Annotated in this window: 14 protein-coding genes; 10 read left to right on the top strand and 4 right to left on the bottom strand. The window is 63.5% G+C overall.

The genetic code is table 11. The features are described from left to right. Positions 1–42: 42 nt before the first annotated feature. The gene (locus VR863_RS02735) at positions 43–1,578 is read left to right on the top strand and encodes a S1 family peptidase (protein ID WP_324826896.1); all 1,536 of its coding nucleotides are present in this window, start codon (positions 43–45) and stop codon (positions 1,576–1,578) included. Here VR863_RS02735 and VR863_RS02730 read toward each other — a convergent pair. Next, complete coding sequence (locus tag VR863_RS02730; protein WP_324826895.1) at positions 1,575–2,405, bottom strand: TauD/TfdA dioxygenase family protein; 831 nt, start codon at positions 2,403–2,405, stop codon at positions 1,575–1,577. The genes VR863_RS02735 and VR863_RS02730 overlap by 4 nt on opposite strands. Positions 2,406–2,612: 207 nt before the next feature. Here VR863_RS02730 and VR863_RS02725 point away from each other — a divergent pair, with 207 nt between their 5' ends. From VR863_RS02725 to VR863_RS02700, 6 genes are read left to right on the top strand one after another with little or no spacing between them, the layout of a single operon-like run. Beyond that, positions 2,613–3,167 (top strand): F0F1 ATP synthase subunit delta, encoded by a 555-nt coding sequence (locus tag VR863_RS02725; protein WP_324826894.1) that lies wholly within the window; start codon positions 2,613–2,615, stop codon positions 3,165–3,167. A gap of 15 nt (positions 3,168–3,182) precedes the next feature. Then, positions 3,183–4,712 (top strand): F0F1 ATP synthase subunit alpha, encoded by a 1,530-nt coding sequence (gene atpA, locus VR863_RS02720; protein ID WP_324826893.1) that lies wholly within the window; start codon positions 3,183–3,185, stop codon positions 4,710–4,712. A gap of 31 nt (positions 4,713–4,743) precedes the next feature. Then, positions 4,744–5,616, top strand: coding sequence for a F0F1 ATP synthase subunit gamma (locus tag VR863_RS02715; protein ID WP_324826892.1), 873 nt, complete (start codon positions 4,744–4,746; stop codon positions 5,614–5,616). Positions 5,617–5,627: 11 nt separating this feature from the next. Then, positions 5,628–5,993, top strand: a complete 366-nt coding sequence (locus tag VR863_RS02710; protein WP_324826891.1) for a hypothetical protein — start codon at positions 5,628–5,630, stop codon at positions 5,991–5,993. A 20-nt stretch (positions 5,994–6,013) separates the two neighbouring features. Beyond that, positions 6,014–7,471 carry a F0F1 ATP synthase subunit beta gene (gene atpD, locus VR863_RS02705; protein ID WP_324826890.1) on the top strand — a complete coding sequence of 486 codons (1,458 nt, stop codon included), beginning with the start codon at positions 6,014–6,016 and terminating at the stop codon, positions 7,469–7,471. A 4-nt stretch (positions 7,472–7,475) separates the two neighbouring features. Continuing rightward, the gene (locus VR863_RS02700) at positions 7,476–7,733 is read left to right on the top strand and encodes an ATP synthase F1 subunit epsilon (RefSeq protein WP_324826889.1); all 258 of its coding nucleotides are present in this window, start codon (positions 7,476–7,478) and stop codon (positions 7,731–7,733) included. Between the two features lie 76 nt (positions 7,734–7,809). Here VR863_RS02700 and VR863_RS02695 read toward each other — a convergent pair whose 3' ends face one another. Then, a complete protein-coding gene (locus VR863_RS02695; protein ID WP_324826888.1) occupies positions 7,810–8,913 on the bottom strand; it encodes an acyltransferase family protein in 1,104 nt (367 codons plus the stop codon). A 46-nt stretch (positions 8,914–8,959) separates the two neighbouring features. Beyond that, on the bottom strand, positions 8,960–9,601 hold the full coding sequence (locus VR863_RS02690; RefSeq protein ID WP_324826887.1) for an SGNH/GDSL hydrolase family protein: 642 nt from the start codon (positions 9,599–9,601) through the stop codon (positions 8,960–8,962). A gap of 120 nt (positions 9,602–9,721) precedes the next feature. Between VR863_RS02690 and VR863_RS02685 the strand changes: the two genes are divergently transcribed. The 3 genes from VR863_RS02685 to VR863_RS02675 all read left to right on the top strand — a co-directional run bounded on the left by VR863_RS02685 (position 9,722) and on the right by VR863_RS02675 (position 13,796). After that, the gene (locus tag VR863_RS02685; RefSeq protein ID WP_324826886.1) at positions 9,722–11,206 is read left to right on the top strand and encodes an ArnT family glycosyltransferase; all 1,485 of its coding nucleotides are present in this window, start codon (positions 9,722–9,724) and stop codon (positions 11,204–11,206) included. A gap of 100 nt (positions 11,207–11,306) precedes the next feature. Next, on the top strand, positions 11,307–13,427 hold the full coding sequence (locus VR863_RS02680) for a prolyl oligopeptidase family serine peptidase (protein WP_324826885.1): 2,121 nt from the start codon (positions 11,307–11,309) through the stop codon (positions 13,425–13,427). Between the two features lie 129 nt (positions 13,428–13,556). Next, a complete protein-coding gene (locus VR863_RS02675) occupies positions 13,557–13,796 on the top strand; it encodes a PilZ domain-containing protein (RefSeq protein ID WP_324826884.1) in 240 nt (79 codons plus the stop codon). Between the two features lie 117 nt (positions 13,797–13,913). On the opposite strand, the gene glmU is transcribed toward VR863_RS02675, so the two are convergent. Then, positions 13,914–15,278: a bifunctional UDP-N-acetylglucosamine diphosphorylase/glucosamine-1-phosphate N-acetyltransferase GlmU gene (gene glmU / locus VR863_RS02670; RefSeq protein ID WP_324826883.1), complete on the bottom strand. Its 1,365-nt coding sequence runs from the start codon at positions 15,276–15,278 to the stop codon at positions 13,914–13,916. Positions 15,279–15,292 lie beyond the last annotated feature (14 nt).

Here is a 15,292-nt window from a genome sequence, read left to right as displayed (position 1 = left end):
CGCCTTGCGGTCAAAGCGATTGCCCGCCAAAAGCAGGGCCGAATGGGACGCATTCTATCCTTCACCCTTGCGATTTGCGCCTTTCTGGTTCCCGCGCTGGCGCAGGCCGAACCGGCTGACATCGATGCCGCCGCCCGCGGCGTCGTGCGGGTGATCATCATCTCCAGCGACGGGGACGAGCTTTACCCCGTTAGCCACGGGACCGGCTTTGCCGTGTCGTCGGACAAGGTGGTGACGAACGCGCATGTCATTCGCGATGCCATGCGCGACCGTGACTTGCGGATCGGCATAATCCCGAGCGGCGGCGGCGAAGCCGTTTATGGCCAGCCGATCGCGATATCTCCGACCAACGATCTCGCGCTCGTCCGCATCACCGGCTCGCTGCGCCTCCCCCCTCTTGCGCTATCCGGCGGGATGCCGCCCGATAATGGCGATGTGACCAGCGTCGGTTATCCGATGAACGTCGATCGGGCGCAGGGGCTTGGCATGGGGGATATCTTCCGCAGCCAGCCACCAGTCAAAAGCCGGGGTTTCATTTCGGGCACACGTCCCAGCCGCCAGTTCGACACCATCCTGCACACCGCCCCCATCGCGCGCGGCAATTCGGGCGGGCCGCTGCTGGACAATTGCGGACGCGTGCTGGGGGTGAACAGCTTCGGGGCCGACAACGACGGCGGCGATGCGGAATTCTTCTTCGCCGTGTCCAATCGCGAACTGATCCCGTTCCTGCGCGCCAACGGCGTTACCCCGCGTGTCAACGAGATGCCGTGCCGTTCCATGGCCGACCTCGATGCCGCCGAGCGCGAACGTGCGGATCGCGAACAAACGGCGGCGCGCCAGGAAATGTCGTCGCGTGCGGAAAAGACGCGCGCCAAACGTGACCGCGCGCAAGTCGAGGCGGAACAAGGTGTCATCACCGACCGCGAAGACCGCGTGTTCCTCTCTTTCGTACTGCTGCTCGCGGCGTTCGGGCTGGGACAGTGGACTTTGGCAATCCACAATTCCGATCCGCGTGACGAGAAACGCCTGCGGATTGTGGCGGCGGCCACCATCGTCTGCGTCCTGGCGGCTTTGGCGGCCTATCTCACGCGCCCCGGCCTCGATGAAATCGACCGCCGTGTCGCCGCAGCCATGCAGGACGGTGTCCCGTCTTCCCCGGACGAGCCTGCAACCGGCGATCTTGCCCTGACCTGCACGCTGCTGCCCGAACGCAGCCGCATCACCAGCGCACAGGCAGAAGACATCGACTTCGATTGGCAGGAAGGCGGCTGCGTGAACGGACGCACACAATACGGGTTTGCAGGCGGCACATGGTCGCGCCTGTTCGTCCCCAATTCGGAAGACGCGGTTTCGGTAAACAGCTTCGATCCGGATCGCCGGACCTATCGCGTCGAACGGTATCTCCTCTCGCGCAGCGCCATGGAAGAGGCCCGTATCGCGCGCGGCAAGTACGATGCCCCCAAATGCGGCGATGAAGGCGCAGCGGGACAATTGGGCGATCTGCAAGGCGAAGTACTCGGCCTGCTGCCGCAGCAGCCGAACGAACGCCTGGTATACGAGTGCAGAACCCGGCCCTAGGCCGCCAGTGGCTCGCCGCTCAACGTGATGCGGTGCATCTCGCGGGCATACCCCTGATAATCGTTGAGCGCGTTGTGCCAGGTGGTGCGGTTATCCCAGATCGCCACCGATCCCGGCTCCCACGCCACCCGGCAGGTGTTATCCGCAGCCGTGGCCGCATCGTAAAGCCGGTGGAGTAGCGGCAGGCTTTCCGCGCGGGTCTTGCCCACAAAATGGATCGTGAAAGCGCTGTTCACGTAAAGGAGCTTACGCCCTGTCACCGGATGGCGGATGACGACGGGGTGGACCGCGCCGGTCTTCAGCCCCTGGCCGCGCAGATCGCCGGCCATGTCGGTCTGGGCGTAGATACCGTCTTCCTTGTATACGTGGTCGGCGGTGTGGAAGGCCTGCAACCCGTCGATCTCGTCCTTCAGACCCTGGGGAAGCGCATCGTACGCTTCGCCCATGTGGGCAAACATGGTGTCCCCGCCGGAAGGGGGGAGAAGGCGTGCCACAAGGATCGATCCCATCGCCGGCACCTGGTCATAGGAATGATCGGTATGCCACGCGCCGCCGATGTTGGTTTCCTGATCGGCCTTCTTGCGGACCACGGCAATTTCCGGGTGTTCGTCGGTCAGCGGGAAATAATTGTTGATGTCGATCCCGCCCCACCGCTTGGCAAAGGCAATATGCGCGTCTGGGGTGAAATCGTCCTGCCCCCGCACGAGCGCGACGCCATGCGTATAGATCGCCGAACGAATCGCATCGAGCGTTTCCCCTTCGGCCTGGGCCAAACGCACTCCCTTGATTTCTACCCCGCATTTGGGGGCCAGCGGCACCAATTCCATGTTCTCTCTCCCGTGCGACCGGTTTCTCTCCGCCACCTATTCTAGGTAAAGCGGGGTGCGAGTCCAGATTTCCCGTCCGGACTCGGCTTGCCATCGCAAGGGGGCTTTGCTAGGCGCGCGCCGACCCTGCCGGGGCGACTCTGCTTCGCCCATTCATCGGCATGGCCGCACAGACTTTTTTTCCGGACCCGAGAGGACCTCAAGCGCGTGGATATTTCCGCCGGTATTCAGGCTAGCCTGGCAGGCCGTTACGCATCGGCCCTGTTCGACCTTGCGAGCGAGAACGGGACCGTCACGGCTGTCGAATCGGATCTCGACAAGATCGAGGCCGGTTTGGCACAATCGGACGAGCTCAAATTGCTCACCACCAACCCCAAGGTCTCGCGCGGTGCCGCGCAGAAGGCGTTGTGGGGCGTGGCTGCGATCATGGGTCTCACCGAACTGACCCAGAATTTTCTCGGCACGCTGGCGCAGAACCGCCGGCTGGCGCAGCTGCCTGCCGTGATCCGCGCCTTCCGCGCTATCGCCGCCGCCCAGCGCGGCGAAGTGACCGCCGAAGTGACCAGCGCCCACGCGCTGACCGACGCGCAGCTCGAACAGCTTCGCACCAAGCTGACCGCGCGCGAAGGCCGCACCGTGAAGCTTTCCACGAAGGTTGATCCCGATCTGCTCGGCGGCCTCGTAGTTACCATCGGATCGAAGCGTATCGACGCCTCTATCCGCACCCGTCTCAATTCCCTCGCCCAGGCGATGAAGGCCTGATCAAAGGACATACTCATGGATATCCGCGCCGCAGAAATCTCCAAGGTCATCAAGGACCAGATCGCCAATTTCGGCACCGAAGCCGAAGTCAGCGAAGTCGGTTCCGTGCTGTCGGTGGGTGACGGCATCGCCCGCATCCACGGCCTCGACAATGTCCAGGCAGGCGAGATGATCGAATTCGCCAACGGCATCCAGGGCATGGCCCTGAACCTCGAAGCCGACAACGTCGGTGCCGTGATTTTCGGTTCGGACACGGACATTGCCGAAGGTGACAGCGTCAAGCGCACCGGCACCATCGTGGACGTTCCCGTCGGCAAGGGCCTGCTCGGCCGCGTCGTCGACGCCCTCGGCAACCCGATCGACGGCAAGGGTCCGATCGTCTCCTCCGAACGCCGCCGCGTCGAAGTGAAGGCTCCGGGCATCATCCCGCGCGAATCGGTTTCCGAACCCGTGCAGTCGGGTCTCAAGGCCATCGACGCACTCGTTCCCGTCGGCCGCGGCCAGCGCGAACTTATCATCGGTGACCGCCAGACCGGGAAATCCGCCGTCGCGATCGATACCTTCATCAACCAGAAGGACGCGCACCAGGGCGACGACGAAGGCAAGAAGCTCTACTGCATCTATGTCGCCGTCGGCCAGAAGCGTTCGACCGTTGCCCAGATCGTGCGCCAGCTCGAAGAAAACGGCGCGATGGAATACACCATCGTTGTCGCCGCGACCGCTTCGGAGCCCGCTCCGCTGCAGTACCTGGCACCCTACACCGGCTGCACGATGGGTGAATTCTTCCGCGACAACGGCATGCACGCCGTGATCGTGTACGATGACCTTTCCAAGCAGGCCGTCGCCTATCGCCAGATGTCGCTGCTGCTGCGCCGTCCTCCGGGCCGCGAAGCGTATCCGGGCGACGTGTTCTATCTCCACAGCCGCCTGCTCGAGCGTGCGGCCAAGATGAACGCGGCAAACGGCCACGGATCGCTCACCGCCCTGCCGATCATCGAAACGCAGGCAGGCGACGTGTCGGCCTACATTCCGACCAACGTGATTTCGATCACCGACGGCCAGATCTTCCTCGAAACCGACCTGTTCTTCCAGGGCATCCGCCCGGCGATCAACGTCGGCCTGTCGGTCAGCCGCGTTGGCGGTGCCGCACAGACCAAGGCGATGAAGAAGGTTGCCGGCTCAATGAAGCTGGACCTTGCACAGTACCGCGAAATGGCTGCCTTCGCGCAGTTCGGTTCCGATCTCGATGCGGCAACGCAGAAGCTGCTCAACCGCGGCGCGCGCCTGACCGAGCTGCTCAAGCAGCCGCAGTTCACGCCGATGCCGGTGGAAGAGCAGGTCGTTTCGATCTTCGCAGGTACCAACGGCTACCTCGATGCCATCCCGACCGACCGCGTAACCGAATACGAAGCGCAGATGCTCAGCTACATGCGTGCCGAACACGCCGCTGTGCTCGGGGAAATCCGCGACACCGGCAAGTTCGAGGACGACACGAAGACCAAGGTCGTCGACGCGCTGAAAACCTTCGCCAAGCAGTTCGCGTAAGTCCCAAGAGAACACGAGATAGGGAGCCGAAATGGCTAGCCTCAAGGAACTCAAGGGCCGGATCAACTCGGTCAAATCGACCCAGAAGATCACCAAGGCCAAGCAGATGGTCGCAGCTGCGAAGCTGCGCCGTGCGCAGGCGGCTGCCGAAGCCGCACGCCCGTATGCCGACCGGCTTTCGGGCGTGATGGCCAGCCTGGCCTCCAAGGTCAGCGGCGACAGCGCACCCAAGCTGCTGCGCGGCACCGGATCGGACAAGCGCCACCTGCTGGTGGTCGTGAACACCGACAAGGGACTGTGCGGCGGTCTGAATGCCAATCTGGTCAAGGAAGCCAAGCTGCGCGCCCGCGCCCTGATCGCCGAAGGCAAGGACGTTTCGTTCTACCTCGTCGGCAAGAAGGGCCGTGCACCGATCAAGCGCGATTTCGCCAATCTGATCGAAAAGCATTTCGACACCTCGACCGTGCGTCAGCCCGGTTTCGTGGAAGCCGAAGCCATCGCCGATGAACTGATTGCCATGTTCGAAGACGGCAAGTTCGATGTCGCGCACCTCGTCTACCCGACTTTCCAGTCGGCGCTGGCGCAGGAACCGACCACGGTTCAGCTGATCCCCGTACCGTCGCCCGAAGGCGAAACGGCTGGCGGCGATGCGGTGGTCGAATACGAACCGGGCGAGGAAGAAATCCTCGAAGAACTGCTGCCACGCTACGTCAAGACGCAGATCTTCGGTGCCCTGCTGGAACGCGAGGCATCCGAACAGGGCGCTTCGATGACCGCGATGGACAACGCCACGCGCAACGCCGGCGACCTGATCCAGAAGCTGACCATCCAGTACAACCGCAGCCGCCAGGCCGCGATCACCACCGAACTCATCGAAATCATTGCTGGCGCCGAAGCGCTTTAAGGACTCGCACCGTGAAGAAAACCGCCCTTCTTATCTCCGTGCTGGCGCTTGCCGCCTGCGGCCAGGAACCGGCACCCGAGCCGGTTGCGACCGAAACCGCCGCTCCCGAGCCGGTTGCATCGCTGCCCGCGCCCGACCAGGCGCTGTTCACCGAAGTGTTCGGTTCGACCTGCGAAGGTGCGGAACCGGTCAACACGGCCGTGTGCAAGCGCGCTGGCATGGGTTCGCCCGATGTCGTATGCGAATTCGGCCTCGGTGAAGACAGTTACCTGCGCCACAAGGCAACGCTTACCGCCAACGAAGACAGCACTGCATGGGTCCTGACCGATCCCGCAGCCATCTGCGCCGAACACGGCGCCCACCACTCCGCCTCCTGATCCAGTAGGACTTACGTATCATGGCCACCGCACCCAAGCTTAACCAGAGCCCCAATGGCACCATCAGCCAGGTCATCGGCGCTGTCGTCGACGTGCATTTCGAAAGCGAACTGCCCGCGATCCTGACCGCGCTCGAAACCAAGAACGGCGAGAACACGCTGGTTCTCGAAGTCGCGCAGCACCTCGGTGAAAACACCGTGCGTACCATCGCGATGGACGCGACCGAAGGTCTCGTCCGTGGGCAGGAAGTCATCAGCACCGGCTCGCAGATTTCCGTACCCGTCGGTCCCAAGACGCTCGGCCGGATCATGAACGTCGTCGGTGCGCCGATTGACGAGCGCGGCCCGATCGGTGCCGAACAGACCGCTCCGATCCACGCGGAAGCGCCGCTTTTCATCGACCAGTCGACCGAGTCGGCCATTCTGGTTACCGGCATCAAGGTCATCGACCTTCTCGCGCCCTACGCAAAGGGCGGCAAGATCGGCCTGTTCGGCGGCGCCGGCGTGGGCAAGACCGTGCTTATCCAGGAACTGATCAACAACATCGCAAAGGGCCACGGCGGCGTGTCCGTGTTCGCCGGTGTTGGTGAACGTACCCGCGAAGGTAACGATCTCTACCACGAATTCCTCGACGCCGGCGTTATCGCCAAGGATGCCGACGGGAACGCCACTTCGGAAGGTTCCAAGGTTGCGCTGGTCTTCGGCCAGATGAACGAACCTCCCGGTGCGCGCGCCCGTGTTGCGCTTTCGGGCCTCACCATGGCGGAATATTTCCGCGACCAGGAAGGTCAGGACGTCCTGTTCTTCGTCGACAACATCTTCCGCTTCACGCAGGCGGGTTCGGAAGTGTCGGCCCTGCTCGGCCGTATTCCTTCGGCCGTCGGTTATCAGCCAACCCTGTCGACCGACATGGGTAACCTGCAGGAACGCATCACCTCGACCACCAAGGGTTCGATTACCTCGGTCCAGGCCATCTACGTTCCCGCCGATGACCTTACCGACCCTGCCCCGGCAACCTCGTTCGCCCACTTGGACGCAACGACGACCCTGTCGCGCGCGATTTCCGAACTTGGCATCTATCCCGCGGTCGATCCGCTCGATTCGACCAGCCGCGTTCTCGAACCGCGTGTCGTCGGCCAGGAGCACTACGAAACTGCCCGCCGCGTCCAGGAAACCCTGCAGAAGTACAAGAGCCTGCAGGACATCATCGCCATTCTCGGCATGGACGAACTGTCGGAAGAAGATAAGCTGACCGTGCAGCGCGCCCGCAAGATCCAGCGCTTCCTGTCGCAGCCGTTCCACGTGGCTGAAGTGTTCACCAACATTCCGGGCGTGTTCGTCCAGCTGGAAGACACCGTGAAGTCGTTCAAGGCCGTCGTCGATGGCGAATACGACCACCTGCCGGAAAGCGCCTTCTACATGGTTGGCGGCATCGACCAGGCGGTCGAAAAGGCCAAGAAACTGGCCGAGGACGCTTAAGAACATGGCCCTTCACTTCGAACTCGTCACGCCGGCGAAGCTGGTCCGCAGCGAGGACGTCCACATGGTGGTCGTTCCTGGTGCGGAAGGCGAATTCGGCGTGCTGGAGGGCCACGCGCCCTTCATGTCCACGATCCGCGACGGTGCGGTGCAGGTCTACAAGACCGAAGGCGCTGCCCCGGAACTGATCGAAGTCCGCGGCGGCTTCGCCGAAGTCGGCGAAAACGGCCTCACCGTGCTTGCGGAACATGTCGAAGGCTAAGCCCGGACGACCACTGCGAAAACGAATTGAGGGCGGCCTGCGGGTCGCCCTTTTTCGTGATGCTCCGGAGATCCGGTCAGGCGGTGGCTGCTCCGCGAACCTGCAGGACCCGGCTGGCCATCCATCTGCGAATGTCGCCGCTGCGGTATTCGGTAAATTGTGCAGCGAGCGCGCAAACACCGATAATGCCGCCCAGCAGCGCCGCAAACGCCAGGGGGCTGTCGCCAGCGCCAATGCCGAGCGCCGACAGCGCCGACAGCATCGGCCAGTGCAGGATATAGAGCGAGAACGAAAAGCCCGCGAACCACGCAATGGGCGGCTTTGCAAGGACCAGCGCGCCGTGGAACCGTTCGGCCCAGGGCTTCGAAGCCACGAACAGCATCGCGATCCCCAGGCCCATCACGAAATCGGTCACGAAGAATTCGGAAAAGCCCAGTCGGACGCCGAACGGCGCATGGAGCTGATGCATCAGATAGGCCGCCGGATTGGCAAATTGCGCCCCGGCCACCAGGCAAACGGTGGCTGCCAGCGCGAGCGGGACAGACCGGGTGGCATCGGGCTGCCAGGCACCACCATACCGCGCCAGGCCCGCACCCAGCAGCCAGATCGGCAGCATCAGCAGGATCTTCCAGCCCGCGACCCAGCACAGCACCGCGATCCACAGTATCCGGCTGGGGCCACGCAGAAAGAATCCCGCCGCGAAAATCGCGTAGAACCAGACCTCGTATGTCAGCGACCAGTACGGCGGGTTCCACACCGGCCCCACACCGCCGGTGCTCTCGCTCAGGAACAAGGCGGGCATGACCAGCGCGGCCAGCGAGAATTCGTCATAGGGTGACGGCGCCAGGGCCGGAACCAAACCGCGCGCCGTGACAGCGAGATAGATTACCGCGGCAAATCCGATGGCGAACAGCGAAACCGGCACGATCCGCGCCGCGCGGGCGATGGCGTATTCGCCCAGCGTGTAGCCCCCCTTTTGAACGGAGTGCGCGATCACCAGGCCGGAAAGGACGAAAAAGACGATTACGGCGTTGTGCTGCATCGTCGGTCCGAAGGGGTACGGGCCTGTATAGAGGCCCATCTGAACCGCATGACCGCCCAGCACGAGCAGGGCCGCCCCTGCCCGAACAGCGTCGAGCAGGATCGACATCGCCGGAGTGATGAAGTGCGGCCGGTCCATATGCCCTGTCTAGGCGATACCGATTAGAGACCGGTTAACCCGGCTCTCACCGCCCGTCAGGGAAGGCTAGCCGGTCGGCATAATCCTGCGAAACCGGCTGGGTGAAGTGGACGCCGTCATAGGTGAACCCGGGGCGGAGCGTTGGCACGTCGATGCGGCGCGCGCCGACTTCGGCGGCCAGTTCTTCGAGAAACGCATCGAGCGAGGCAATGGCCAGCGGGTCGTAATCGTCCCCTGCCGGTTCCACCCCTGCTTCGGCCGGCCAGATCCCCGCGATCCACAAGCCTTCGCGCTCGCAGCTTTGCGCGATACGGGTGAAAGCCCGGCGGCTCTCGCCGACATTCACTTCGGCAGGTTTGGTATCGTTTATTCCCAACGCAACCGTCACCGGCGCGCGCGAAAACGTGCACATGAGGGCTGCGAAACGATCGAGATCGCGCGATGTCGCGCCGCCGAACCCGGCAAACAGCGCATCGGGCGGCTGGGTTGCGAACTGGACGCGGCTGTCGCCGATCACAACGCGGCTCGCAAACGGCGCCCTCGCCAGTCGATCCGCCGCCTGCAGAACATCGGCGGGTGCGCTTGAAAACGGTGCCATGGCCCATGCCGAAAGCACCAGCAGTCCGGCCACTCCAGCCAGAAAGGCCCAGGAAATTATCCCGGCAAGGGCGCGAATGCGAAGTGCCATGGGCGCTGCCTATCCCGATCCTTTCAAGAAATCGTGAAAGCCGGTGCTGGAACCTTGGCGGTTAAGCGGATAATTAACCATCCGGGCGGCATGGCAGGGGCCGAGCGGGGATCATTGAGCGTGGCATCGACAGCAACCAAGCATGGAGCGGCGGTGCCCGCGGATGGCCTCGGCCGCCGCGACGCACTCGTGCTCGCGTTGCTGGCGATGATCGCATTCTTCGTGCGCTCGCCCTGGTTCGGCGATGCCAACGCCGACATTGACGAACAACTGTATTCGCTGATCGGCAACGCAATGACGCAGGGCCACCTGCCGTTCGTGGACCTGTGGGATCGCAAACCCTTCGGGCTGTTTGCGCTGTACGCGCTGGCGCACTCCGTCGGCGGGCCCGATCCCGCCGCCTACCAGGTTCTCGCCGCGCTGTTCACGGTTGCTGGTGCATGGATGACCTATGTGCTCGCCCGCGATCTCGTCGACCGGGTGACGGCAGGTGGGGCAGCAGTCCTGTATGTCTTGCTCGTGTCGACCTACGGCAGCCATTCCGGTCAATCGGAAGCGTTCCATGTCCCGATGATGCTGGGCATGGCGCTGCTGGTGCGGGATCCCGCGCATTCGCAGGCGGTGCCGCGCGCGCTTGCCGCCATGCTGCTTGGCGGAATTGCCCTGCAGGTGAAGTACACCGTTTTGCCGCAGTGCATCTTCTTCGGAATGTGGGCCTTGTGGGGCCGATACCGTGCCGGCGATGCGCCGATCCGCCTGGTCTGGCTGGGCGCGGCATTCTGCGCCCTGGGCCTGTTGCCGACGGCACTGGTTGCCGGTGGCTATGCGGCGGCAGGGTACTGGGATGAATTCCTCTTTGCCAATTTCCTGTCGTTCTTCGATCGCCTGCCATCCTCGACCGGGCGATACAGTTCGGACAGCTTTCTCTATCTCCTGCCGCTCGGCGCCCTAGTGATGGCCGGTGCCTACGCCGCGCTTCGCCTCGCACCGCCCAGCAACCGGCGTGCGTATCTGTTCCTATCGCTGTGGTTGCTGGCGGCGCTCGCCACCGTTCACATGCCCGCGACGGTTTACCGTTACTATTACGCCGCGCTTGCCCCTTCGGTCGCGCTCTTCGCGCTCCCCCTGATCGATCGCAGCGGGGCGGCCCGTCTTCTTCCGATGCTGCTGGTGCTTGCGGGCTTTTCCTACCTTCTGTTCCTGCCAACCCAATTCGAGCAATCGCGCATGCACCGCGCGGCATTGGACAGGCTTTCGGCCGCCATTTCGCCGAGGGTGGACAGCACCGCGCGCTGCCTCTGGGTGTTCGATGGGCCGACATCGCTTTACCGGCTGTCGGGTAGCTGCCTGCCCACGCGGTTCATCTATCCCGATCACCTGAACAATGCCCTCGAGCAGGACGCGCTCGGGCTATCGCAGGAAGCCGAAGTCGCGCGCATTCTTGCAACGCGCCCTTCGGTCATCGTCACTGCCGACAGCGCGTTCACGCCGCAGAACGAAGCCGCCACGTCGCTGGTGGAGAGCGCCCTCGCCAGCCGGTATTCCGAAATCGGCCACGAGACACTTCACGAACGCACCATCCGGGTCTGGGCGTTGAACCGCTAACCCTTCGACCGGCAAGGTTTCCTATCCGTCGATAGGGGCTGGCTGCGAGCCGCCTTCACGCTAGCGCTCTCAATGCGTTACACGCTTAGGGAGACTGCACTTGAAACTCGTATCCATGCTGGCCATGGCGGCAGCCATGACGCTTGCCACCCCCAATTCCGCTGCCGCACAAGACGGTATCCCCGGTCCCGACGAGGATCCCCACATCTGGCTGGAAGAGGCGCGTAGCGACGAAGCGCTGGCCTGGGTCCGCGCCGAGAACGCGCGCACCATGGCCGCGCTGGTCAACGATCCCCGGTTCGAGGCTCTCAAGGCGGAAGCGCTGGCGATCTACGACAGCGAAGACCGCATTCCCGACGTTTCCATCCGCCCCGACGGCCTGTACAATTTCTGGCAGGACAAGCAGAACCCCCGCGGCCTCGTGCGCAAGACCACGCTGGAAAGCTACCGCACCGACAGCCCGGTTTGGGAAACCGTGCTCGATGTGGATGCGCTTGCCGCCGCCGAGGGCAAGGAATGGGTCTACAAGGGGTCCAGCTGCCTGCCGCCCGCGCAAAAATACTGCATGATCGCGCTGTCGGACGGGGGCAAGGATGCCACCATCCTGCGCGAATTCGACATGGAGACACAGAGCTTCGTCGAAGGCGGTTTCGTCCTCGACAACGAAAGCCAGGGCAGCGTCGAGTGGCTCGACCGCGACACCTTGCTGGTCAGCCGCGATTTTGGCGACGGCACGCTTACCGACAGCGCGTACCCCTTCACAACGCGCCTGTGGAAACGCGGAACGGATATCGGCGACGCGCAGGAAATCTTCCGCGGCGAATCGGGCGATGTGTGGTCGGGTGCCAGCCTGCTGCGCGACGGGCGCGGAACGGTTCACGGATACAGCGCCTTTCGGGCGGTGAGCTTCCACGAAACCGAACACTTCTTCCTCAAGGACGGCGAATGGTTGCGCCTGGACATCCCGCTCAAGGCTTCGCCCTATGGGATCGTTGATGGCCAGTTGCTGTTCTCGACCGATGTCGAATGGGAAGCCAACGGGCAGACCTTTGCGCCGGACTCGCTGATTTCGGTCAACCTCGAAGCGTTCAAGGCCGATCCCAATGGCGCGGCCAAAACGCTGGTGTGGGCTCCGGGCGACCGTCAGACCAAGCAAGGCGCAACGATCACATCCGACAGTCTCTATGTGAGCCTGCTCGACAATGTGCGCGGCAAGGTGGTCAAGTTCGACTATGCCGATGGGCAATGGGCGCAAAGCGCCATCGACCTGCCGGAAAATTCCACCATCGGCATCGGATCGTCTTCGGACGAACGCGACGAGGTGATGTTTACGGTCACCGATTTCCTCAACCCTTCGCGCCTTTATTATCGCGATGGCGCCGCCGGCACGCTCGAGGTCCTCAAGACTTCGCCGGCCTTTTTCGAACCGGAAGGCATGGAGGTCGTCCAGTTCGAGGCGACCAGCGCCGACGGGGCCAAAATCCCGTATTTCGTGGTCAAGCCCAAGGGCATGGAACTCGACGGGACCAATCCGACGCTGCTGACCGGCTACGGCGGCTTTCAGGTCCCGCGCCTTCCGGCCTATCTCGCCAGCACGGGCAAGATGTGGCTCGAACGCGGCGGCGTCTATGTCCTAGCCAATTTGCGGGGCGGCGGTGAGTTCGGACCGATGTGGCATCAGACCGCGATCCGCGAAAACAAGCAGCGCACGTGGGACGATTTCATCGCGGTCGCCGAAGACCTCGTGGCGCGCAAGGTAACGGCCCCGGATCATCTGGGCATTCAGGGCGGGTCGCAGGGCGGGTTGCTGGTAGGCACGGCCTTCACCCAGCGGCCGGATCTTTTCGATGCGGCTATCGTGCAGATCCCGCTGTTCGACATGCTGCGCTATCACCTGATCGGCCGCGGCGCATCGTGGATCGGCGAATACGGCGACCCGCGCATTCCAGAGCAGAGGGAATGGATCGAAGGCTATTCGCCCTACCAGAAGATCGTGGCCGGGGTGGATTACCCGTCGCCCTTCCTGTGGGCATCGACCGCCGACGATCGCACGCACCCTGCCCATGCGCGCAAGGGCGCGGCCAAGCTGAAGGCGCTCGGCCAGCCCTATTACTATTACGAAGAAATGACCGGCGGCCATTCCGGCGGCGTGGACAACGAACAGCGTGCGCAATTGCAGGCGCTGCAGTATGTCTACCTGCTGCAGCGACTGGCGGATTGACGGGTTGGCATCGGGGGGAATGTGCGTCCCCCCGATGCACGACTTAACCGTTGGGAAAGCCTTCCCGCCTAGGATAGCCCCAAGAACAAAAAGGTCGCAGCTCCAACAACTTGTTCAGGAGATGCGCGAGTGCCAGCACAGGCCCACAAGCCCCGTATTGCCGTCAGCCAGGCAGCTATCCTTCGTTCGGATGGCGGGCCGGATGTTCCCTGCACGATCGTCGACGTTTCCGCCGATGGGTTCCGCCTGAAGGTTCCCGGCGCCGTGCGCGTGGGCTGCGATTACACGCTCCAGATTTCCGACCGCGAACACAGTGTGGCAATCCGCTGGGCCTCGCTCGGGGAGGTCGGCGGCCAGTTTCTCGACTGAAGCGGGTCGATAGTGTGCGGGCTGCTCTTGTCCGCCTGATCGTACTGGGTCGGCAGGAGACTTCAGCCCGCTCCCGGTCTCACCGCCTGCCGAAGGCGGAATTCAGCGCCAGAACGCTCACTTGCGTTCGGCGGCTTTCTTCTTTTTCATCGCGTCATGGAAGCGGTCGGCCCAGCCGGGTTTCACGATCTGCTCTCCGCGGACCATCCGCAGGTCGCCCGCGCCGACATCCCGGCTGACCGCGCTTCCGGCTGCCACGATTGCATCCGCGCCGATTGTCACAGGCGCGATCAGCGCGCTGTTGGACCCGATGAAGGCGCGTTCGCCGATCACGGTCTTGTATTTGAAATAGCCATCGTAATTGCAGGTGATGGTACCGGCGCCGATATTGGCCCCCGCGCCCACTTCCGCATCGCCGAGATATGTCAGATGGCTGGCTTTGGCCCCTTCGCCCAGAGTGGCCTTCTTCATTTCGACGAAATTGCCGACGAAGCTGCCCTTTTCCATGACCGCACCCGGGCGCAGGCGGGCGTAGGGACCGACCGAACAGCCCTCGCCTACCGTCGCGCCCTCGAGGTGGCTGAAGGCACGGATAGTGGCGCCGCTGGCAACGGTAACGCCCGGCCCGAAAACCACGTTCGGCTCGACCGTGACGTCGTTCGCCAGCACGGTGTCCCAGCTGAAGAAAACCGTTTCGGGCGCGCGCAGGGTCACACCGGCGGCCATCGCTTCTTCGCGCTTGAGGGCCTGCCACTGGGCTTCGGCCTGAGCCAGTTCGGCACGGCTGTTGATACCGGCCACTTCGTCCGGGTTTTCGGTGGTGACCGCGGCGCAGGTCCGCCCGTCCTTCACTGCAATGTTGACGATATCGGGCAGGTAGAATTCGCCTTGCGCGTTGTCGTTATCCAGCCGGTCGAGAAGGTCGAACAGGTCTTCCGCCCGTGCCGACATCAAGCCGGAATTGCACAGCCGGCAGGCCCGTTCGGCCTCGTTCGCGTCCTTGAATTCGACCATTTTCTCGATCGTGTGATCGGCGTGGGTGATGACGCGGCCGTATTGCAGCGGATCGGCCGGTTCGAAGCCAAGGACAACGACGGCCGGTGCGTCAGGCGCGTGAAGACGTGCCAGCATGTCCTGCATCGTCTGGCTCTTGATGAAAGGCGCATCGCCCAGCAGCATCAGGACGTCGCCGGTAAAGCCCTTCAGGGCATCCTTCGCCTGGGCGACCGCATGACCGGTGCCAAGCTGGGGTTCCTGCACCACGCATTCTGCCCGTGCGCCCACCCTGTCGATGACCTGCTGACGCTCGTCGCCCACGACCACGATGGTGCGGGCCGGAGAAAGCGCCTCCACCGAAGCCATCAGGTGGTCGATGATCGACCGGCCCGCGACCGGGTGAAGAACCTTGTGCAGCCCGCTCTTGAGGCGGCTGCCTTTTCCGGCGGCGAGGATGACGGCGGCGAATTCGCGTGTTGTGTTCATGGGTGCGGGCCATG

The sequence above is a fragment of the Qipengyuania zhejiangensis genome (assembly GCF_035607565.1).
Lineage (GTDB): Bacteria > Pseudomonadota > Alphaproteobacteria > Sphingomonadales > Sphingomonadaceae > Qipengyuania > Qipengyuania zhejiangensis.
The sequence above is the reverse complement of the archived record's forward strand: the minus strand, read 5'-3'. Positions and strand labels throughout refer to the sequence as shown.